Source organism: Sodalis sp. dw_96 (assembly GCF_018449575.1).
In the GTDB taxonomy this organism is placed as follows: Bacteria; Pseudomonadota; Gammaproteobacteria; order Enterobacterales; family Enterobacteriaceae; genus Acerihabitans.
In genome coordinates this window covers 562805-585404 of the sequence record NZ_JAAVUT010000001.1, presented here as the reverse complement: position 1 = coordinate 585404, position 22600 = coordinate 562805, and the positions used below count along the sequence as shown (strand labels likewise).

Below are 22600 nucleotides of genomic sequence, written 5' to 3'. Positions count from 1 at the left end.
TCCGGCGTTTGATTGACCCTTAATCGCACTAAAGTACCCATTGTTGCAGATAGCGCATTTTTTTCTGCTTTAGAAATTACTCACAATGGGTCTCTTTTGCGTGTCAAAATCATTCTTACGCAGTGCATTCTTACGCAGTGGCAGTTTGGACGGTATCCTCGCGCTGGGGGAAGATGGGCAACCGGTTTACGCTTCGGCGCTCCAGTTGCGGGAAACCTTGCGCCTGCGCGGACAGCGGCAGCTGCTTGATTGCCTGGCCATCCCCCAACCCCATGAGCAAGGAGAAAGGCTCGACTGGTATTCTCCCATTGAAGGCAAGGTCACGTCTTGGGCCGCCGCCAGCGACAGACAACGGGCATCGGCCCTTCACCAGCTGGAATTGTGCCAGGCCACGGTGGCCGACATCAGCCGCCGGGCGCAAAGAGCGGAAAAAGCCGCTCAGAAGCTTTTCGGTATGCTGCTGGCCAAAGCTCTCCAGTTTCCCGATCAGAACCATGTTTACCTGGTTGGCAATAAACCGGTACTGACGTTCTGGGGTTTCGTTAAACTCGATGAAAAATCACGCGCCGATCCCCTTGACTGCCTGCGTCAGGTAGCGCCGGACTCCGAGCCGGTGATCATCCCGGCCCGCCACGAACCTATGGATACTGCCCCGGCCATTGCCCCGCAAGCGTCCCAAAGGCTAATTCCACTTCCCGACATTGCCGAATCCGCCGGTTTGTCGAAAGCGGAATCCGCCATTTCCAACACCGACTCCGCTTTTTCGTCTAAAACAGAATCTGCCATTTCCAACGCCGATTCCTCTCTTTCGTCTAAAACCGAATCCGCCATTTCCAACGCCGACTCCGCTCTTCCGTCTAATACGGAATCTGCCAATCCCAACCCAGTCCAACGGGTGAAACCGGAAACCGCCGCCGCGTTGTCAAAAGCCAAGGGCCGGCGTCGCCTGCGGTGGATCCTGCCCGCCCTGGCGCTGGCGGCGATCCTGGTCTTTAAGGTATACGGCTATCTATCCAACAGTCCGGTATGGCCCCCGGTATCGGCACCGGTAACAGAGCCTCATGTCTTGGCGCCTTCTTCCCCCATGACCGCGCCGCCCGCCGGTCAGGTCAACGATCGGCCGGCCTCCGCCGATGCGCCGGCGCTGCCCGGCAAGAATCGACCCACCACGGCGATTAATCCGGCCCCGGCTGCCGACGGCAGCGGTGCCGTGGCGGGCGGACCTTCCGCAGGCAATACCGATATTTTATCAGGGGCGGTTACTGCCTCGGCCGCCGGAGATGTTAAGGGGAATGCCTCCCCGGCCTACGCTACCGCTAAGGGAGCGAGTGCTTCAGCCGATGACAAAACCGTCGCCGGCGCGGGGAATAGCCCCTCAAATCCGGACAACCGCCGCGCAACGGCAAATGATGCAACTGGCGCCGCCGACGGTGGAATACATCCCGCCTTGGTTTCGAAGGCTCAAGTTACAACGTCATCAAACAGCTTTCCCTTAACCCCCTTACAGATGAAAAACGCCCTACGGCTGCCCGCCTTGGCGGTGAAAGCGGGTTCCACGGCCTTCTTCAACGGCCGCTGGCGGGTGAATGTCGACAGCAAAAATCCCGTGACCGGCGGCAAGGCGGTGAGTTTTGACTATCTGGTTAAAAACGGCGGCGGCGTGGCGAAGATACATTATGGCGGCGGTATCAGCTGCCGGGCCGATGTGCACGCCGGCCTGATGAAATCGGGTAATTTGGTGATCAGAAGCCAGGACAAGGCACGGTGCAGCGACGGGTCCACCTATCGCATGCCGCAAATTGTCTGCAAACAAACCTTGACCGGAATAGCGGATTGCCAGAGTCGTTATGACAACGACCAGATCTTCCCCACCCAGATAAAGCGTGAAAATGAAAAATAATATGTTGGCTTCCATCATCGACTATAAACGGAAGATCGCGCTAATTCAGGACAGCGGTATTCAATTTCTGGATTTTGCCCTGAAACCGGCCATGGCGGACGGCAGGCCCGCCAAGTTCGTGCGGCAAAGCGTTAACGGCCCGCTGCTGCGTCTGACCTATGACGAAGAGACCGGCAAATATCTGCTGCCCGGAGCGGCGGGCACGACGCCGGAGGTGGTCAAACCCGAATTCAGCTTTTCTTTGCAGCAGTCGTTAACGCTGCTGGATAAGATCTGGCTGCCGCTGCCTTTTTTACGTTTCAACCCGCCGCGCACCTTTATGGGTGGCCCGGATAACTGGGCGCGAGTGCAAATCCTCACGCTGGATACTCCGGATCAGCACGGCAATACCCATCGGGTCAGCATGGCCTTTGATACCAAAGTGTATCCCGAGGACCATGGCAGCGAGGGATTGGCCCCCAATGAAAACGACTGCAAGACCGGACTCGGTTTCGCCCTTGCCTACCGCAATAATGAATTGGGTGAATTTCTCGATCAGACCTGGGTCGACGGCTGGCTACGGGAAGTTTTCAGCCAGCGGGCCGGCGGTCAAGAGCAGCGCAGCAGCGGCGAAATCGGCCTGGCCCTGCGGACCTTCGAGTACCAGGCGCATTATCTGAATATATTGCATATGTTGGGCAATCAATTAAGCGTTCCGGAAATAAAAATCAGAGCTGAAACGCAGCAGGAACCGGCCATCAGCGTGGATCTGATCCTGGACGTGGGCAATTCTCACACCTGCGGCATACTGGTGGAGGATCACCCCGAGGAAGTGGACGGTTTAAAACACGCCTACGAACTGCATATTCGCGATTTAAGCCGGCCGCACTATCTCTATAATGAATTATTTGAAAGCCGGGTGGAATTCGCCCAGGCCGCCTTCGGCAAACAAAACTTTTCCGTCGAGAGCGGGCGTGACGACGCCTTCGTTTGGCCTTCCATCACCCGGGTAGGCAGTGAAGCCGCCCGTATGGCGACAATGCGCCGGGGCACCGACGGCGCCAGCGGCATATCCAGCCCGCGCCGCTATTTATGGGACGAAGAGGGTTATGCTCCCGGATGGCGGTTTGGCGGCGGACCGCTTAACGCGCATCTTGAGCCCCCCGCCACCGCCATGCCGTTGACGGTGCTGCTTAATGACGAGGGTCAGCCGTTATACGGCCTGCCGCCGGATGATCGTCTGCCGGTTTTTACCCCTCATTACAGCCGCAGTTCATTAATGACTTTTATGCTTACCGAACTGCTGGCGCAGGCGCTGATGCAAATCAACAGCGCGGCCCAGCGGCTGAAAATGCTGCATTCAGCCGCGCCGCGCCGACTGCGCACCATTATCCTGACCTTGCCCTCGGCGCTGCCGAAGCCGGAGCGGGAAATTTTCCATCGGCGGATGAATGAGGCTATCGGCCTGGTTTGGAAAGCCATGGGCTGGCATCCGGCGGACGAGGATTTCACCACCGCCGGTCAGCGGCAACAAAGCCTGATACCGGTGCCGGATGTCCAGATGGAGTGGGACGAGGCCACCTGCGGACAAATGGTCTATCTCTATAACGAGGCACGGGTAAACTTCGCCGGCCGTACCGCGGCGTTTTTCGACAGCATGGCGCGGCCGGATAAAGCGGCGTCCGGCGGCGACCCGGCGGATAAAAACCTGCGTATCGCGTCAATAGACATCGGCGGCGGCACCACCGATTTAGCCATCACCGATTATCGTCTGCTGGACGAAGGCCGCGGCAATGCAAAAATCAGTCCGCAGCTGTTGTTTCGGGAAGGTTTTAAAGTGGCCGGCGACGACATCTTGCTGGAAGTAATTCAGCTTTATGTCCTGCCCGCTCTGCAAACCGCGTTGAAGCAGGCCGGGGTTGCCGGCCCGGAGGCCCTGATGACCCGGCTGTTCGGCGACCAGGGGCGAAACGACGGTCACGCCACGCTGCGCCAGCAGGCGACATTACAGATTTTCATGCCGGTTGGTCGGTCGATTCTGGAAACCTATGAGGGTTTCGACCCGCTGGACGGCAGCGCCGAGATCGAGACAACCTTCGGCGAACGGTTGACACAGCCGCCCACCGCCGGCGTACTGGACTACATCAATAAGGAAGTCAACGGCGAGCCCCGCGACGGGACCCCCCCGTTCGACGTTTTACGAGTCCCGCTGGTGGTGAGTCTGCAAAAGCTGCACGGCGACTTTTTATCAAACCGCCTGTCCATCAACCGGCATTTGCGTTCATTGACGGAAGTGGTTTCCCTTTATTCCTGCGACATCCTGCTGCTCACCGGACGCCCGTCCCGCTTTCCAGGCATCCAGGCCCTGTTCAGGCACCTGCAGCCGCTGCCGGTCAACCGCATTTTGCCGCTGGACGGCTATCACACCAGCGACTGGTATCCATTCAATACCCACGGTCATATAGACAATCCCAAATCCACCGCCGCGGTGGGTGCAATGCTCTGTCTGCTGGCGCTCAATCTGCGCCTGCCGGGGTTTTATTTTAACGCCGGAGATTTCCAGCCCTACTCCACGCTGCGCTACCTGGGCACGCTGGAGGGCAACAGCACCCTGGCGGAGGAGAATGTGCATTACCGTGATATCGATCTTGATGCGCCGGACTTTACCCTGGATCCTAAAGCCGGATTTACCCTGCGGGGCACTCTATGCCTGGGCTTTCGCCAGCTCGATAACGACCGCTGGCCGGCATCGCCGCTGTATACCTTATCCATCGCCGACCATGACCTGGCGCGGCGGGTGGCCGGCGGCGGCGCGCTGCATGTCAAGCTTAAGGTCACCGGAGGCGGGACGCCGTCCGGGCCGGAGCGTTTCGCCATCGATGAAGCGGTGCTGGAAGACGGCAGTCGCGTTCCCGCCCATCATCTGCGGCTTACGCTCAATACCCTGGCCGGCAATGGCTCAGGCACCACCTCTTATTGGATCGACAGCGGGAGCGTATTCACGCTATGAAACCCTTATCTTCCCAAGCACTGCCTGACGCCATCGCGTCCACACTGCAAGGCATCGACGAGCTGTGCGATTGGCTGAAACGAACCCGCGGGAACGCGCCCAGGCTGGATATGGAGGCTGATCGTCTGTTGATTCAACTGCGCCGCGCCCACAATCAGGCCCAAGGATGGCGGCACGGCTATGCCGAGATGCCCGCCATCGGCTTTTTCGGCCGATCCCAGGCGGGGAAAACCGCGTTGATTTCGGCCCTGGCCGCCGGCGACAACGGCCGGCTGGAAACGTCACTGGTAGGGGAAATTCTGGATTTCTCCATTAATATTAACCCGGACAGCCAGTCCGCCGGCTCGGCTATCCGCTTTAGCCGCCGCCCGGTAACGCAGGATCCGGCTTTTCCGGTACAGCTTTCGCTGTTGAATGAGTCTGAGCTCCTCAAAATCATTGCACTGGCCTTCTTGCCTGGCGCAGGCCCCGGCGTCTCCCGGCCCATGCCGGAGGAGGGTGAGATAACCGACCGTTTGCGTGTTCTCTCCATGCAGCGCCAGGCCGAACCTGTGGCGGGCATTAACGGCGACGGAGTCATCGGACTGTGGGATTTTCTGGCCCGACATGATAGACATTACCTGCAGACATTAACCCCCCGCTTCTGGCCGGCGGCGGCGGAATTGTGTTCTTACCTGTCCATTGACGATCGCGCCCGGTTGTTTTCGCTGTTATGGGACGACATTCCCGAACTGACCGAGGCTTATCGTCGCTTCGCTTATGCCCTGTCCTCCCTGTCCGGCGCCGAAAAAGTATTGGCGCCCCGTTCGGTGCTGGTGGACGATACCCGCCTGCCGGCGGACGCGATCCTTGATGCCATGGCCTTCGCCGGTCTGGGCACACCGAATGATCCCCCTATCACGGTGCGCCCGGTTAGCGAAACCGGCGCGGCCAAGCCGGTGGAATTATCCCTGGCGGAGCTGAGCTTTTTAACCGCCGAGGTGCTGATCCCGCTTCAGTCTTCCACTATTGACGCGACGTCTCCTGTCGTGGTCAACCCTATCATGGGCAGTCATGGGGTGGAGTTGATTGGAACGGATTTTCTTGGAACGGACATCGTGGATTTCCCCGGCTATGGCGGCAGCCTGGAGGCCGGCGCGCCGCAGGACCTCCTGCCGGCGCCCGGTTCCCCGCTTGCGCCCTTTGCCGATGCCATCGGGCGCGCCAAAAGCCTTTTTTTGCTGGGGCGTTATGCCGATCGCCGGCAAAATCACCTGTTGCTGGTGTGTACCGCGGCGGGTGCCCGGCAAGAGGCAAAAATCGTCGGCCAGACCTTGGAGTATTGGGTTAAACAGACCCAGGGAGAAAATGCCCGACTGCGCGGCCGCCATAAGCCGGGGCTTATCTGGGCATTAAACGCCTTCGATCAGCGCGTGACCCAAGGACATAATTTTGACGAAGCGGTGCAGCGTTATGTCGGCAACCCCGGAGACAGCTGGGGCACGGTGCTGGCGATGGATGAGCGCGGCATAAAACGGATGGCGGCCCATCTGGCGGCGGAGTTAAACAGCCATAACAGGCAAGACCGGATCGCCGAAGACCTTGCTGCGCTACAGCGCGAGTTGCGGCATACTCTGCTGGCCGGCTGGTATCGCCCCGAGGGGGCCGAAAATCCGGCGGTCAAAGAGCAGGTGGCGGTCATGCTGCTGAAAACGTTGCAAACCCGCGCCGGCGTGCACGGCGAACTGCTGGAGCAGCTGCTGCCCCCCCGGTCGGAGCTGCAGCGTCTCTATCTGCAACAATCCCGATTACGTGACAGCGTCACTGTATCAGTCGGTGGCGGCGCATTCACCTCCGCGGACATTATCGCCTCGTCTGACGGCGACGCGCCTTACGGTATTGGTTTTGATATCGATTTGTTCAACGATAGGCCGGCGGCGGACGACGCGACGGGTCTTTTTGCCGACAACCCCCAGCCGGGCGATACGGACGCCACTGGCGGTTATGCAACGGAATATGCCTTGAGTGTCTATCGTTATTGGGTCAATCACCTGCGCGCGCTGGCGGAAAACCAACGGTTGCTTACCCTGCTGGGGGTGGATAAAACCATCCTGATGCTGCTGGCGGAGGAATTCATCATCGCCAGCGTCCGGCTGGATATTCCGGGCCTGTTATCCGCTCGGTTAAAAGAGGCCGAATCACCGGACCTGCCGCCGGAAAGCCGGGCCGACCGCCAGGTGACCAAGGCTCTCACCGTGCTGGGAGATTTTGTCGCCTGGCTGGGATTTTTACACATTGACCCGACGCTGCGCCCCGAAAGCCGCGTTAATCGCGGCCATAAAATCTTCGCCGGTCCGGAAAAACAGGCGGTCAGCTGGGATGCCTCCCGCCGCCTGACCAAACTGGCCCCCACCCCGGCCAATACCGCCGCTTTTTATATTTACGACTGGCTGGTGGGGTTAAGGGAGATGATTATCCAAAACGAGGGATTTTCCGCCGACGGCGAATTAACCGCCGAACAGCAGGCCCAACTGGCCCGGATCCTGGATGGGATGGTCTGTTAGTCCGCTGGACGCCGGATCAACAGACTTTTTTTTTTGGAAAAAGACGATACCGGGTCAGTTCATAAATCTGAAAAATACTGAGGCACGTCTTATAAAGGGAATTATATTCAAAAAAAGATCAAAAAGGGGCGACGCACACGTCACCCCTTCCATATTATAAATCAGCCTATTGTCTCTATGCTATTTACATGCCTGGCGCTACCACGCCGGCTGAGGTTCCTGACTTCCAATCTTGTTCTTGGCCTTCTTGTCCGCATACCTTCTGTCGGCATATTCCCCATAGGGATAGCCGTTGTAAGCCATTTGCGACCGGTAGGCGCCCGGGGTTTGGCTGAACTGACGCTTGAACGCCCGGCTAAAGGATTGCTGGGAATCAAAGCCGCTTTGCAGCGCGATATCAAGGATACTCTGATCATGCCGGCAAAGCTCCGTCGCCGCACGGGACAGCCGGCGGGTACGAATATAAGAGCCCAACGCATTGCCGGTGACGCTACGGAACATGCGCTGCAGATGCCATTTTGAGTAACCCGATCTTGCGGCGACCTCATCTAACGATAAGGACTTGTCCAGATTATTTTCCAGCCAGTCCTGTAAGTCTCGAATTATGACTTCCTGATTCATCGCGATTTTCTCCGCAAAAGATAATGATGTACTAACAATATGACCGGTCGTATTGATAGTCAACTTCTTTTTATTAACGAACGATAATATTTTCATTCCTGACGGAAAAACGCATTCGCCGGACGCGCCAAGCCGAGATGATCCCGTAGGGTGGTGCCGGTATAATCCCGGCGGAAGATGCCGCGCCGCTGCAATTCCGGCACCACCTGCTCCACCATCTCCTCCAGCCCGCCCGGCAGCCAGGGAAACATCACGTTAAACCCATCTGACCCCTGCTCAGTCAGCCACTGCTCCATTTCATCGGCTATGGTCTGTGGCGTGCCGACAAACGCCAGCCCGGCGTAGCTGCCGGCTTTTTGCGCCAGTTGACGGATGGTCAGATGCTCGGAACGGGCGAGATCGAGCATACGCTGCTGCTGGCTTTTGCCGCTATTGGTGGGGGGAATTGCCGGTAGCGGCCCGTCCGGATCAAAACCGGAGACGTCAAAGTCCAACATGCCGTTCAGCGAACCTATGCCGCTGTCATAGTGCACCAGGCTGTCCAGGTGAGCGCGTTTCGCTCGGGCATCGGCCACCGTATCCCCCACCACCACAAAGGCGGCCGGCAGGATCTTGAGCGATCCCGGATGGCGGCCGAGCGCCGCCATCCGGCGATGGATATCGGCATAGAACGCCTTACCGGCGGCTAATGACGCTTCGGCGCCGAAAATAACCTCGGCGGTTTCCGCCGCCAACTGGCGCCCGGCTTCGGAAGCCCCGGCCTGAACGATAACCGGCCAGCCCTGCACCGGTCGGGCGATATTGAGCGGGCCGCGCACTGAAAAAGCCGCGCCTTTATGATTTAATACGTGCATGCGGCTGGGATCAAAAACAATGCCCTGTTCCACATCCCATAAGAAGGCGTCATCGGCGAAACTGTCCCACAGCCCGGTGACCACATCATAAAACTCCCGGGCGCGGATATAACGCGCATCGTGATCCATTTGGTTTTCATAACCGAAGTTCAGCGCGGCGTCGGGATTGGCGGTGGTGACGATATTCCAGCCCGCCCGACCGCCGCTGAGATGATCAAGGGAAGCAAAACGGCGCGCGATATGATAAGGCTCGTCAAAGGTGGTGGAGGCCGTGGCCACCAGACCGATTTTCTCCGTGGCTCCCGCCAGGGCGGACAGCAGGGTGAAGGGTTCAAACGAGGTGACGGTATGGCTGCGTTTCAAGGCATCCAGCGGCATGTTCAGCACCGCGAGATGATCGGCCATAAAAAAAGCGTCGAACTTGGCCGCTTCCAGGCAGCGCGCGAACTCCCGCAGATGGCGGAAATTGAAATTGGCATCCGGATACGCGCCGGGATAACGCCATGCGCCGGTATGAATACTCACCGGTCGCATAAAGGCGCCCAGATGCAATTGGCGGGATGAGTCCATAACATCACCTCTTGATTAGCGAAGAAATGGTTAGCGAATAAATGCCAACGCTCAGCCGTTCTGTCAAGCCATGGCCCGCGCCCTAGTGCCGAGAAGCGTGGAAAAAACGCCGGTGAACAGGCTTACCAGCAGAATAACGACGGCGCCCGCGTCAATGGCGGTGGCCAGATTCCAATGAGTGGCCACCGAGCCGAGGGTCAGCGCAAAGCCGCCCTGTATCAGATACGCCACCAGATAAAGCGCCGACAGCGTTCCGCCGCGATGGTGGCTGGGGGCGAACATATTGATCAAACCCAGCCCGCCCATAAACATAAGACAATAGGCCATGCCCGCCATCAGCAGGAAAGCCAGGAAAATCACCAGGGAGTGCTCCGCCACCGACCAGGCCAGCAGGCCCATGCCGCAGGCGGAAGCCGCCACCCCGAGAGCAATGGCCGAGCGGGATGTCAGGCCTTTGGCTACCAGCCCGGTGGCCCCCGAGGCAACGGCGAACACCGCGAGGGTGGCGCCGTTGAGCATGACATTCCCGGACCCTATCAGGTCGCGGGCGATTTGCGCGCCCAGGGACAAGCCCAGGGCGCCGATGGCATAGGCGCTGACCACCGCCGCCGCCGATGAGATAAACACCGGTATTAATTCACGGGGGATTGAGGGGGTTTTCGGCCGCCAGCGGCCTTTCGCCTCGGCGCTGGTGTGCCCGGGTAAAAACCAGGCAGCGCTGAAAATCAGGGCGATTATTACCAGTAACAGCCAGAAATTAAGCCGGGTGGGCAGCGGGGCATATTCGATAAGCGCGCCGCCGATAAGGGTGGCCAGGGCCAAGCCGGCGGATTGGGCCACCGTGGCGATGGCGCTGGCCTTTCCGGCCTGGCCGGCGGCGCTGAATTCAACCATGGCCGCGGTGGCCGGTCCGGCGGAGAGACCGACGCCGACCCCCATAAACGCCCGGCCGATATAAATCCACCACAAATCCGGGGCGACGGCAAACAGCAATACCCCCAGGAATGACGCCGCCAGCCCGAGCAGCATGGTAGTGCGGCGTCCGATGTAATCGGAAATATCACCGAAACAAATCAGCATGCCCACCACAACAATGGGATAAATGGCGAAAATAGTGGCGGTCTGGGTCGTATTCAGCCCCCATTCCACTGCATACAGCGGATAGGTCATCGCCGGCGCCGCGCTGGTCCATATGGTATGCGCAACCACTGCCGCGGCGACCCAAAAACTGGCCCGTTGTCCAAGTATCATCGTTATCCCCGTCATGCAAGGTTCCCGGGTTAAAAAAATGTGAATCAGGGAAATCAGTATGGATGTGCGTATTATTATCGTCAATAAAAATATGACCGACCGTATTATTTTTCATGATCGCATAAACCTCGCCCTGTTCTTCAATGACAGACGCCCCATGGTGCGGCGGGCCCGCTTATTCTGAGCGTGCAACGAGCATGTTAAAGGAAGACCGTGTTTGCCAAGGCCGGTCGAAGCGAGGGCTGAAAATGTTCTCTTGAAAAAATCTTATGGCGCGGTGGGACGGGTCAGCAGCAGCGGGAACGCCACGGCGAAAAAATCCTCCAGCGGCTGCCGGCAGCGGACAATTTTCATGCGCACCACCGCCCCTTCCCAACTGTTGATCAGGAACCGGGCCATTTTTTCCGCATCCAGGGTAGGAACGATACTGCCGTCCAACTGCCCTTCATGGAGGGTGGCGGCCACGTCCGCGGTCCATTTTTCCAATGACTGTCCGATGGCCTGGCGCAACAAAGGGGTGTTATCGGACATTTCGGCCGCGAGATTGGCGATTAAGCAGCCTTTTTCATAGCCGAATTCGGCGTAATAGGCAGCCATGAATTCAAAATGGCCGCGTAAGCGATCGATGGGAGGCAAACCGGTGTCGGACAGTATTTGTCGATTGCAATCCTTGCCGTAGATGCTCAATACCTCAAGGGCCAGCAATTCCTTGGCTTTAAAGTAATTATAAAATGAGCCTTTCGGTACCCCGGCGGTATCCACGATATCCTGCACGCTGCATGCGCTGAATCCGAGGGTGTGGAACCGATCCAGTGCGGCGTCGACAATCCTGTCGCGAACGCTTGGTTTTGCCATGGGTTAACGTCTCTTGAAAACAAATACGGCCCGATTATAAGTACGACCGGTCATATTAAGCAAGGCCAGGCAGCCCGTTCTGCCACATCGGGCCACCCGGACAGCCCGTTCGGTCACATTTGGCCGCGTCGTTTGGCAACGGCGGTTCCGGCGCGGCGTATTATCCGTGACTATACTCACTTTCCCTCGCCCCATCGCGCATATCACCCATTGTGTAATTGGCGGATATCCACCGCCGACATGGGCTGGTATCAATGGGCCGCCGAGGAAGGCGCGGCGGGTTTGCCTATTTTATGCATCAGCGGCACCATGGCGGTGGCAATCATAAAGCAGATCATGATGGCCATAAAGGTATCGCCGAAGGTCAGGGTGCGCGCTTCGCGGTAGGTCAGCGTCCAGAGCTGCTGCAGCGCGGCGGTGGCGGCGGAAGAGCTGTCATAACCGAGCTGGATAAACCGTGCCGACAGGGTATCTAGCATGGAATTCATGGCCTCGTTGGGCTTGGCAAGGGACTCCGCCAGCCGGAAAAAATGCAGGTTGGTGCGATCGTTTAATAACGTCGCACACCAGGCGATACCGATAGCCCCTCCCAGGTTGCGCATTAGGTTGAATAATCCCGAGGCCATTTTCAGGCGTTCCGGCGCCAGGCCGCCGAGGGTCAAGGTCACCACCGGCGCGACGGAAAACTGTTGCGCCATGCCGCGAAACGCCTGGGGTATCAATAGTTCCCTTGCGCCCCAGTCGTGGGTGATGGGCATAAAATTCCACATGGAAAAGGCAAAGCAGGCCAGGCCGAACATCAGCAGCCAGCGCAGATCGACGCGGTTGGCGAAAAAGGAATAGAGGGGGATGGATAAAATCTGGAAAACCCCGGTGGAAAAAATCGCCACACCGATTTGCAAGGCGCTGTATCCCCTGACCTGGCCGAGAAACAGCGGCGTCAGATAGATGGTGGCGAAAATGCCGAGACCGGCGATAAACGAGAAAAAGCAGCCGAGGGCGAAGTTTCGATCTTTCAGCGCCCGCAAATCCACAATCGGCCGGGCAAAGGCCAGGGAGCGCCAGATAAACAGTATTCCCGCCACGGCGGAAATCCAGGCGGTGGCGGTGATGGTGCTGTCGCTGAACCAATCCCAGCGCGGCCCCTCCTCCAGGGTATATTCGAGGCAGCCCAGGCTTAAGGCCATCAGCACCATGCCCAGATAATCGGCGCCCCGCAGCAGGGAGAGATTAGGCCGGTCGATTTTGACCATCAGGGGAACCGCCACGGCGACAAAGGTTCCCGGCAGCAGATTGATAAAAAACAGCCAGTGCCAGGAGTAGTTGTCGGTAATCCATCCCCCCACCGTAGGCCCCAGGGTCGGGGCCAGCGACGCGATGCCGCCGACGGTGGCGGCGGCGAAGACCCTCTGCTTGCCGGTGAAAAAGATAAAGGCGGTGGTGAAGACCAGCGGAATCATCGAACCGCCGAGAAAGCCCTGCATGGCGCGAAACAGGATCATGCTCTGGATATTCCAGGCCCAGCCGCACAGCAGGCTGGAGAGGGTAAAACCAATGGCGGAAACGCTGAACAGCCAGCGGGTGGACATGACGTGCGCCAGCCAGCCTGAAAGGGGGATCACGATAATCTCGGCAATCAGGTAGGCGGTCTGTACCCAGACGGTTTCATCGGTGCCGGCGGATAATCCGCCGCCGATATCCTTTAGGGAGGCGGAAACGATTTGGATATCCAGCAGGGCGATAAACATGCCGACGCACATGGTGGAAAAGGCGAATACTTTGCCCATCACCGTCATACCGTCCGGCAGGGCCGCGACGGCGGACGACACGGAAGCAGTTGTGCCGCTCATGGACGTTCCCCGTCGCGGCTGTCGATGGCGGCGGTCACCGACAGGCCGGGACGCAGCAGCCCCAGGGTGCCGTCATCTTTATCAAGATTGATGCGTACCGGCACACGCTGGACGATTTTGGTGAAATTGCCGGTGGCGTTTTCCGTCGGCAGGACGCTGAACTGCGCGCCGGTGGCCGGCGCCAGGCTGGCCACCGTGCCATGGAACAGCCGTCCCGGACGGATATCGGCCCGAACGGTGGCCCGCTGACCCGGCCGCATTTCACCGAGCTGATCTTCTTTAAAATTGGCGTCCACCCACAGTCCCCGCGCCGGGATGATTTCCAGCAATTGACTGCCGGCCCCGGCCCAGGCTCCCAGCCTGGCCCGGCGATTGCCCACCACCCCGTTGATGGGGGAACGGATCCGGGTATATTCAAGATTCAGTTTGGCCAGATCGCGACCGGCCGTGGCTTGATCCAGGGCGGCCAGTATCTGCCCTTTCTGGCTGTCGATCACCGCCAGCTGGCGTTGGGCCGCCAGCAAGGCCGCCTGTGCCTGCTGCCCGTTGGCTACAGCTTGCCGATAATCGGCCTCGGCTTGTTGCAGGCTTTGTACCGAGACGGCATCCCCTTTTTGCAGTGTTTTGTACCGCGCAAGGTCGTCGCGGGTACGTAGAGTCTGCGCGTCGTTGCCTGCGATGGTGGCTCGGGCCTGTTCAACCAGGGCTTCCTTCAGGCTACGGTTGGAGGAAAGGTTCACCAGCGCCGCCTGCTGGGCGGCTATCTCCCCTTCCGCTTTGGCCAGCTCCGCCCGGTAATCCCGATCATCAAGCTGCAATAGGAGCTCGCCGGCCCGCACCGCCTGATTGTCGGTGATCGCGATATTCGCCACATACCCCGCCACTTTAGCGCTGATGGTGGTGATATCGCCGCCCACATAAGCGTCATCGGTGCTTTCCACGAAGCGGCTCTGGGTCCACCAATAATAGCCGTAACCCATCAGGATCGCCGCGCCGGCCACCGCCAACCCGAGGGTCAGCGTATGGCGTTTTTTGGGGCGAGGTTTTTGTCCTTCCGGTCCGTTTTGGGGAGTGTTCATGGGTTTTCCTTAAGCATCGGCTTTGCTGGGAGGGTTGAAACGCAGGTTTTCATTGCCGGCTTCCTGCTTTAAGCGCTGAAAATCCATGCGGTAGCGCATTTGTTCGCTGGCTGCCGGCCCCGGTCCCACCCGATAGTGTTCGGTGGTGATTTTTTCCCCGGTAACCGCATCGATAAGCACCGGCCGCGCCGGTACGCCGGTATGCCGGTTAACCAGTATCGATGCCGGTCCCTCCGGCGAAAAATGGGCGTTGCCCCAGGCTACCAGCGCCCAGATGACCGGCCGGAAATCGTTGCCGGCTTGCGTCAGGTGATACTCGAAACGGGTTGGTGTTTCGCTGCAGGGTCTGCGCTCCATAAGGCCGTTTTCCACCAGGTCATTGAGACGGCGGGTCAGCATGTTGGGGGCGATTTTCAGGCTGGTTTCGAATTCGGAAAAACGCGTGAGCCCGTAAAAGGCGTCCCGCAGGATTAAAATGCTCCACCACTCCCCGACTCTGGCCAGGCTTTTGGCGACGGGACAAGGTATATCGCTGAAATCTGTTTTGTTCATGATAACCGGCTCCGGTGGTTAGTCACTATCAAGTTGATAGTAATGTAGACGAAGTTACTATCAAGATGCAAGTGATATTTCTATCGATGAAAAATTTGCCGGGGATGGGAGGGAGAGAATCAGCGTCTGTGAGGTGATGTTTAAAGTGCGTAACAATAGCGGATAGCCCGGCGTGTAGCGGGCTTTTGACATATGTTCGCTTAGAGATTCAGCGTAAGCGGGCCTAGAATGCCATGAGACGCTCTCATTAACACGCTCGCTGCACGATCGGTGATGGCGGGCCTACCGAGCCATGTGGCACTCGGTCGAGCGGAAAAACCATGCCCGATTCGACCCCATCAGCACGGTCTCCCTTTAACACGCTCGGTTTTACCCTGGGTGGCGGCGGGCCTGGCCCGCCGCGGGCGTTATTTGGTCGGCAGTACGATCTCGCTGGCCGCCAGGGTGCCCATATCGTTATACATGGCGCAGGCGGCCTCCACCAGATTCATGGCCAGCGCCGCGCCGCTGCCTTCACCCAGTCGCATCTCTAAATCAAGATAAGGACGGAGATCCAGCTGCGCCAGGGCGATTTTGGCCCCCTTTTCGGCGGAAAGATGAGAAGGAATCAGGTAGGGGCGAACCTGAGGTGCGATACGGCAGGCCACCAGGGCGGCGGCGTAGGACAAGAACCCGTCCAGGATCACGGGCAGTCCTTCGGCGGCCGCCCCCAGCATAACGCCGGCCATGCCGCCGAGATCATACCCGCCCACCTTGGCCAGCGTATCCACGCCGTCCCGCGGGTCGGGACGATTGACGGAGATGGCCCGTTCCACCACCTCGGTCTTGTGTTGCAGAAGTTCCACCGGCAGATTGGCGCCCCGTCCCACCACATCCCCCGCCGGGACGCCGGCCAGGACACTCACCAGCGCCGCGGCGGGAGTGGTGTTGGCCATGCCCAGCTCGCCGACGCCGAACAGGGTTACGCCCCGGGCCGCCTGTTCCGACACCAGCGCCGCCCCGATTTCCAGGACCTTTTCCGCCTCGGCGCGGCTCATGGCCGGACCGACGGCGATATTGCCGCAGCCCCGGCCCATGCGCCGATCCACCAGACCGGGGAGCGGCAGGTCGCTGTCGATACCCAAATCCACCGCCGTGACCCGCGCGCCGGCATTGGCCGCCAGCACGCATACTCCGGTAATGCCTTTTGCCATATTCTCCGCCTGGATGGCGGTAACGATGCGCGGCGAAACCGCTACGCCTTCTTCATAGACGCCGTGGTCGGCAATCATCACCATGATCTGTTTGCGCTCAAACCTAAGCGGCCGCCCGCCCATGATACCCGCCAGCTGGACGGCCAGCTGTTCCAGGCGGCCAAGGCTGCCGGGGGGCTTGAGCAAACCGTCCAGCCGGTGCTGCGCCGCCGTCATGGCGACGGGATCCAGCGGCCGGATGGCGTCAATAACCTGTTGCAGTGTGTTCATGAAATCTCCTGAAAAAGCGGTTAAGAGGCGGTTTTCCGGCCGCTGTCGTTTAAACATGTCACTACGCAAAATCCATCCGTCAGGGTGACCTGGCTAAAGGCATTCTGTCGGAAGCGAAAATGCCACATGGCGTCGGGAGGCAGTCCCAGCAAGGTAGCCAGCAGGATGCTCAATACGCCCTGGTGGGCCACCAGCAGGATATTGCCGGTCTGCGGGTCGTCGATGAGGCGTTTGGTCGCATCCATTACCCGGCGGGAGAAATCCTGGAAGCTGTCGCCACCGGGGGGAACGGCGTGCTGCCAATCATCGCACCAGGCGCGATAGCGCTCCGGGTCGTCCCGGCGTAAATCGTGGTGATGACGCAACTCCCATTCGCCAAAAGCCATTTCATTCCACTCCGGCGAGGATTCCGGCTGCTGGTCCGGGCGCAGGATCGTCGCCGTTTCCCGCGTACGGCGCAGGGCGCTGACGAGGATACGGTCGAACGGCACCTCAGAGAGCTGCCAGGCTACGTGCTGTGACTGCCAGCGCCCGTTTTGCGTCAGGGAGATATCGCTCAAACCGCAATAGACCCCGTCGTAATTCGCCTGGGTCTCGCCGTGCCGCACCAGATACAGATTCATGCTGCTCTCTCCCGTCTCATGCCATCACCCCCAGCGCGGCCAGCAAAAACAGCCATTCGAACAGTTCAACGCCGCAGCCGAGGGTATCGCCGGTTTGGCCTCCGAGGGTGCGATTGATTTTGCCGCGATACGCAAAGGACAGCACGGCCACCACAAGCGCCGCCAAACCGCCGGTAAGACCGGCGATAAGCAGGGTCAGCAGGATGCCGATAAGCAGGGTCAGGGCGAAGGATTCACCGCTGATTTTACCGATATAGACGTTGCCGAGGCCGTTTTCACGGGCATAACGCTGGTGATACATCAGTATGGTGATCAGGGCCCGGCTGATAATGGGAGCGGTTATAATAAAAGGCAGCGCGCCGAGGGGATGTCCGTCCAGGGCGGTAAGCGCCACGGTGCGCAGCCCGACGGAGAAAATCAGCGCCAGCGCGCCGTTGGTGCCGATGCGGCTGTCGCGCATAATCTCCAGCATCTGTTCGCGCTTGCGCGCCGAGAAGATGCCGTCGCAGGTGTCCGCCAGTCCGTCGAGATGAAAGGCGCCGGTGACCATGCCGTTGGCCATTACCGTCAGGAACGCCGCCACCGGCGTGCCGAACAGGCGCTGGGCCAGGGTAAAGGTCAGCGCGCACAGGGCGCCCACCATTAGCCCCACCACCGGTAGCCACATGACGCCGCGGGCGTAGGAACTGAGCGGCAAATCCGCCGTCCAGCGCGCCGGCACCGGCAGGCGCGTCAAAAACTGCATGGCGGCAAAGAGCTGTTTCATGCCACCGCCCCCTGTACGCCGGCACCCTTGATATGTACCGGGATGCCGGAAATCACCAGCCAAACATCTTCGGCGGCGGCGGCCAGCCGCTGGTTGACCCGCCCGGCGATGTCCCGGAAACGGCGGGCCAGCAGATTTTCCGGCACAATACCCATGCCCAGCTCGTTGGTGACCAGAATAACCTGGCTTTTCACCTCGGCACAGGCCGCCAGCAGCAGGTCGGTCTGCCGGATAATATGACGTTCGATGGCGTCAAAATCCATGGCTTCCGGCGGCGTTTCTCCCGCTTCATCAAATAACAGATTGGTGATTAGGGTGGTGACGCACTCCAGCAGCACTACCTTCACCTGTTCGTCATGAGCGCGGATCACCTGATGGAGATCCCGGTGTCCTTCCCAGGTCAGCCAGTGGGCGGGGCGATGGCGGCGGTGCTGCTCCACCCGCGCCGCCATTTCCCCATCCGTGATCCGGGAGGTGGCGATATACAGCACCGCCCCGTTCTGCCGCCGCGCCAGAGTTTCCCCCAGGCTGCTCTTGCCGCTGCGCGCGCCGCCGGTGATAAGAATCATATTACCGCCCCGGGATGTTGGGATTCGTTGGCCCCTTCAGCGCAACAAAAGCCTGGCTTTTGCATACAGTCTTTCGGTGCGCAGCCGGGTATTATGCTGTTTTTGCTGATCACTTAGCGGTCTCCGCGTCGGCCTGCGCCGCCATAATGCGATAAATCGCGGTAATGTCGATGTGGGCGCGCATCTGCGCCGCCAGGGCGTCGAAAGAGTGCTGCTTGCGCTCCTGCCAGCCCATCACCGGCATATTCAACGGGCTGAGCCCACGCCGCTCCCGCAGGGCATCCAGCAGTGCCCGGGTATACAGCGGCGTGTCGAACAGGCCGTGGATGTAGCTGCCGGCCACGTCGCCGCGATCGTTAATGGCTCCGTCGTCCTGGCGCAACGCCCGGCCGTTTTGTCGGGTCAGGCAGGCGAAAGGACGGACGCCTGTCCCCAGGGTAGTCCGGCCCATGTGGATTTCATAGCCTTTGAGGCTAAGTCCGCCGCCGGCGGCGAACACCCCGTTGGGTAATGCCAGCACGTCGGCTTCCACTTGGGTGGTCACCTTGCGGGGTTCAAAATGGGTCTCACAATCCAGCAAGCCGAGCCCCTCCGCCTCTTCCAGCCCGGATTCCATACCGTCGCTGACCCGCCGCCCCAGCATCTGAAAACCGCCGCAGATGCCCATGATCGGCACGCACTGGCGGTGGGCGCGGTGGATTTCTTCGTCAATGCCGTTGCCCCGCAAATAATGCAAATCCCCGAGGGTATTTTTACTGCCGGGAATAATCAGCAGGTCCGGCACGCCCAACGGGGTGCCGCGTTTAACATAACGCAGCCGCACGTCGGGTTGAACCGCCAGGGCGTTGTAATCGGAAAAGTTGGCGATATGGGGTAATTGCAGCACCGCGATATCCAGATCACGCCCCAGGTCCCGGCGGTATTTATCCCCCTGTAGGGCGACGCCGTCTTCATCTTCCAGCGGTTCGTCAAACCAGGGCATAACCCCCAGCACCGGCACGCCTGTAAGGGCTTCTATCTGTTGGATGCCCGGTTGCAGCAGGGCCGGATCGCCGCGGAACTTGTTGATGATCACGCCCTTTACCCGCGCTTTTTCTTCCGGACGCAGCAACGCCAGCGTGCCGTAAATCGCGGCGAACACGCCGCCTTTATCGATATCCGCCACCAGCAGCACCGGTGCGCCGGCCTGTTCCGCCATGCCCATATTAACGATGTCGCGATCCCGCAGGTTGATTTCCGCCGGGCTGCCCGCCCCTTCCAATACGATGACATCGTGATCCGCCGCCAGGCTGCGGTAAACTTCCCCCACCCGTTGGCGCAGCTGAGGTTTGTACTGGTGGTAATCCACGGCGTTCATATGGCAGAGCGCCTCGCCCATGACAATCACCTGGGATTTCTGATCGCTGGTGGGTTTAAGCAGCACCGGGTTCATCCGCACGTCCGGTTCAATACCCGCCGCTTCGGCCTGGAACACCTGCGCCCGGCCCATTTCGGCTCCGTCGCGGGTGATCCAGGAATTGAGGGCCATATTCTGCGCCTTGAACGGCGCGGTACGATAGCCGTCCTGGGCGAAAATCCGGCACAGCCCCGCCGCCAGCACGCTTTTACCCACATCGGACGCGGTGCCTTGCAACATGATCGAGAGTGTCATAAAGAATCCTTGGAAAAATGCCAAACCGTCCGGCGGCTGCACTCCTTGGCAAAATGTATCATGCGCTTTTCACCGGCCAGCGCTTGTTCACCAGCACGGTGGAGAAATAGGGTAAAACCCGATCCGCCGCCATATCGCCGAGGGCGAAGAAACACTGCTCCTGCGGCAGCGAGGCATCCGCCATCAGCAGGGCGTGGTCCAGCAAATTCAACCGCCGCAGCAACGCCTGGATGCGGGCAAAACGGCCGTAGACCTTCATCAGCACCACGCAATCATGGGTAATCAGCGCCTGTTCCAGCGCGTCTTCATCGTCGGTGCAGGCCATGACCGCCAGTGACTGGCTTTCCATCGCCAGCGGCACCTGGGCGCGGGCGGCGATGCAGGCGAAAGAGGTAACGCCGGGAATAATCTCTATGGTGACGCGGTGCCGCAGGCGCGCCAGCAGAAAGACCCAGGTGCTGTAAAGCATGGCGTCCCCGAGGGTGATAAAACCCACCCGTTTGCCTTTTTCCGCGTCGGCGGCCATCTCTTCGGCCACCGCATCCCATACCGCGTCTTTTTCCGCCGTATCCAGGCTCATGGGAAAATGGCGGGCTTTAATTTCCACCCGATCGGAAAGATACTCGTTCACGATACTGAGAGACAGACTGTCGCCGCCCTTGCGCCCCGCCGGGGCGTAGAGGATATTCAAAATGCCCAGGGTGCGCGCGCCGCGCACGGTGATTAAATCCGGGGCGCCCGGGCCGGTGCCGATGGCGTAAAGGGTGCCGCTCATAGCATCGCCTCCTCGGGTAAACGATCCAGCAGATGATCGACGAACATCTGTTGAATCAGAGGATTTTCCCCCAGCCCCTGTACATGGCAGCGGCAGTGATAACCGGCCTGTTCCAGACGGCTTTTCCACGAACCCGGCTCATCTGAAGCCATGTCGTTGACCGCGTGATCGCCGGCCACCAGCATCAGGGGCATCAGATGAACGTTGCGTACCCGCTGTCTTTTCAGCCGGGCAATAACCAAATCCAGATCGGGGTAACTTTCCACCGCCCCCACCAGCGCCGGGATCCCCTCGGCGTCCAGCATATGATCCAGGCAGGCATACGCGGAGAAAGCCGGATGTCCGGTGCCATGTCCCATGAACACTACCCGTTCGTCATCTGCCAGAGGCGGCATCTGGGCCCGCAGCGCCCCTATCAGCCGGCCATAATCCCGCTGGTGATTGAGCAGCGGCGCGCCGATGTAGAGGGCGGCGAAGCGACTGCGCCAGCTTGCGGCATGCTGGACAATCTTTTCGTATTCATCGCCGTTGATGATGTGCAGGGATTGAATAGCCACATCCTCAAAGCCCTGCTGCCAGAGCTTTTCCAGCGCTTGGGTCGGCGAGTCGATGACCAGCCCGTCACGCTGGGCGAGTTTGCGCAGTACCATCCCGGAGGTAAAGGCGCGAAAGGGAGTCCGGTCGGGAAAGGCCCCGGCGAGCCGGCGCTCGCAGGCCTCGATATTCCGGATCCGCGCGTCGCTGTAGGTGGTGCCGAAACTCACGGTCAATAGCGCTTTTTTCATACATTATTCCTTCAGGCTGTCGCCCTCGGCGGTAAGCCACCGATCCAGGCGCCGTTCAAAATCGTCCGACGTGGAAATCACATCCTGCCAGTGCATGACCGGGCGGCGGATGACCACACAGGGAATATTCTCTTCCAGGCAGGGCCGTACCTTATCGGCATATCCCCCTTCCCGGCCCGACTCTTTGGTAATCATGACATCCGGCCGGTAGTGGCGGTATAAGGCCAGGTTCAGCTCAGGACTGAACGGGCCGGTCATGGCGACTATCTGGTTTACCCCCAGTCCCAGGGCTTCGCATTGGCCAAGGATGTCGGCCAAAGGCAGTACGCGGGCTATCAGTGTTTTGCCCGGCAGCAACCGTACGTAATCCGCCAACTGCTTGCTGCCGGTGGTCAGCAGCACCCGCGGCCCGAACTGACCGGCCCGTTCACAGGCCTGTTCAATGCTGTCCACCGGGAACAGGCCGGGATGGGCGATGGCGTCGATGTCGCTTGGCCGCTCATAGCGGGTCAACGGCACGCCCCGCTGCCGGCAGGCATCGGCCAGGGTGCGGGAGACCTGCTCCGCATAGGGATGGGAGGCATCGATAACCCGGTCGGCGCAGCGCAGCCACTCCATCATACCGGCGATATCCAGCCGTCCGACCTGACGTGCGCCGCCCACCGCCGCCGCCAGCGACTCACCGGTGGCGGTGGCCACCGACAGGCTGTAGGGCACTCCCCGGCGCGTTAATATCCGGCATAAGGCCAGCGCGTCCGAGGTGCCGCCGAGAATATGGATATTGATATTTATTCCTCTTAGGTGAAACATTGATAGGTGACCGGTCGGAGCAAAATGCTGGATCCGTAAACACGCTGTGAATCCATCCATGGAGGCTCGATCCGCGCCGTCCATGGCGCGGACG

At 59.7% G+C, this 22600-nt stretch carries 17 protein-coding genes and 1 pseudogene; 3 read left to right on the top strand and 15 right to left on the bottom strand.

All coding sequences use genetic code 11. The annotated features are described in order from the left end of the window. Window positions 1-85 precede the first annotated feature (85 nt). The 3 genes from HB631_RS27265 to HB631_RS02555 are packed head-to-tail and all read left to right on the top strand — an operon-like array spanning window position 86 to window position 7432. Window positions 86-1900 carry an SrfA family protein gene (locus HB631_RS27265; protein ID WP_345945682.1) on the top strand — a complete coding sequence of 605 codons (1815 nt, stop codon included), beginning with the start codon at window positions 86-88 and terminating at the stop codon, window positions 1898-1900. 1 nt (window position 1901) lies between these two features. After that, window positions 1902-4889, top strand: coding sequence for a virulence factor SrfB (locus tag HB631_RS02560; protein WP_213989710.1), 2988 nt, complete (start codon window positions 1902-1904; stop codon window positions 4887-4889). Continuing rightward, window positions 4886-7432: a virulence factor SrfC family protein gene (locus HB631_RS02555; protein ID WP_213989572.1), complete on the top strand. Its 2547-nt coding sequence runs from the start codon at window positions 4886-4888 to the stop codon at window positions 7430-7432. Before HB631_RS02560 ends, HB631_RS02555 begins: the two co-directional genes overlap by 4 nt. A gap of 309 nt (window positions 7433-7741) precedes the next feature. Here HB631_RS02555 and HB631_RS02550 read toward each other — a convergent pair. From HB631_RS02550 to cobK, 15 genes and pseudogenes are all read right to left on the bottom strand, one after another. After that, a pseudogene (locus HB631_RS02550) lies at window positions 7742-8053 on the bottom strand (helix-turn-helix domain-containing protein); the annotation flags it as partial. Window positions 8054-8145: 92 nt separating this feature from the next. Further along, window positions 8146-9477, bottom strand: coding sequence for an LLM class flavin-dependent oxidoreductase (locus tag HB631_RS02545; RefSeq protein WP_213989570.1), 1332 nt, complete (start codon window positions 9475-9477; stop codon window positions 8146-8148). A 63-nt stretch (window positions 9478-9540) separates the two neighbouring features. Next, window positions 9541-10743: an MFS transporter gene (locus tag HB631_RS02540; RefSeq protein ID WP_213989569.1), complete on the bottom strand. Its 1203-nt coding sequence runs from the start codon at window positions 10741-10743 to the stop codon at window positions 9541-9543. Between the two features lie 252 nt (window positions 10744-10995). Continuing rightward, on the bottom strand, window positions 10996-11583 hold the full coding sequence (locus tag HB631_RS02535; RefSeq protein WP_213989568.1) for a TetR/AcrR family transcriptional regulator: 588 nt from the start codon (window positions 11581-11583) through the stop codon (window positions 10996-10998). Between the two features lie 251 nt (window positions 11584-11834). Continuing rightward, window positions 11835-13379, bottom strand: coding sequence for a DHA2 family efflux MFS transporter permease subunit (locus HB631_RS02530; protein WP_213989709.1), 1545 nt, complete (start codon window positions 13377-13379; stop codon window positions 11835-11837). A gap of 50 nt (window positions 13380-13429) precedes the next feature. Next, a complete protein-coding gene (locus tag HB631_RS02525) occupies window positions 13430-14512 on the bottom strand; it encodes an HlyD family secretion protein (RefSeq protein WP_213989567.1) in 1083 nt (360 codons plus the stop codon). Between the two features lie 9 nt (window positions 14513-14521). Further along, the gene (locus HB631_RS02520; RefSeq protein WP_213989566.1) at window positions 14522-15064 is read right to left on the bottom strand and encodes a helix-turn-helix domain-containing protein; all 543 of its coding nucleotides are present in this window, start codon (window positions 15062-15064) and stop codon (window positions 14522-14524) included. Between the two features lie 407 nt (window positions 15065-15471). Beyond that, a complete protein-coding gene (gene cobT / locus HB631_RS02515; RefSeq protein WP_213989565.1) occupies window positions 15472-16527 on the bottom strand; it encodes a nicotinate-nucleotide--dimethylbenzimidazole phosphoribosyltransferase in 1056 nt (351 codons plus the stop codon). Between the two features lie 20 nt (window positions 16528-16547). Beyond that, window positions 16548-17150 carry an adenosylcobalamin/alpha-ribazole phosphatase gene (locus HB631_RS02510; protein ID WP_213989564.1) on the bottom strand — a complete coding sequence of 201 codons (603 nt, stop codon included), beginning with the start codon at window positions 17148-17150 and terminating at the stop codon, window positions 16548-16550. Between the two features lie 16 nt (window positions 17151-17166). After that, complete coding sequence (cobS, locus tag HB631_RS02505) at window positions 17167-17916, bottom strand: adenosylcobinamide-GDP ribazoletransferase (RefSeq protein ID WP_213989563.1); 750 nt, start codon at window positions 17914-17916, stop codon at window positions 17167-17169. Continuing rightward, window positions 17913-18485: a bifunctional adenosylcobinamide kinase/adenosylcobinamide-phosphate guanylyltransferase gene (cobU, locus tag HB631_RS02500; protein ID WP_213989562.1), complete on the bottom strand. Its 573-nt coding sequence runs from the start codon at window positions 18483-18485 to the stop codon at window positions 17913-17915. The genes cobS and cobU overlap by 4 nt, the downstream gene beginning before the upstream one ends. Before the next feature lie 109 nt (window positions 18486-18594). Continuing rightward, window positions 18595-20136 (bottom strand): cobyric acid synthase, encoded by a 1542-nt coding sequence (locus tag HB631_RS02495; RefSeq protein WP_213989561.1) that lies wholly within the window; start codon window positions 20134-20136, stop codon window positions 18595-18597. A 58-nt stretch (window positions 20137-20194) separates the two neighbouring features. After that, window positions 20195-20911, bottom strand: a complete 717-nt coding sequence (locus HB631_RS02490; RefSeq protein ID WP_213989560.1) for a cobalt-factor II C(20)-methyltransferase — start codon at window positions 20909-20911, stop codon at window positions 20195-20197. Further along, on the bottom strand, window positions 20908-21696 hold the full coding sequence (locus HB631_RS02485) for a sirohydrochlorin cobaltochelatase (protein WP_213989559.1): 789 nt from the start codon (window positions 21694-21696) through the stop codon (window positions 20908-20910). The genes HB631_RS02490 and HB631_RS02485 overlap by 4 nt, the downstream gene beginning before the upstream one ends. 3 nt (window positions 21697-21699) lie before the next feature. Next, on the bottom strand, window positions 21700-22506 hold the full coding sequence (gene cobK / locus HB631_RS02480; protein ID WP_213989558.1) for a precorrin-6A reductase: 807 nt from the start codon (window positions 22504-22506) through the stop codon (window positions 21700-21702). Window positions 22507-22600: the final 94 nt, after the last annotated feature.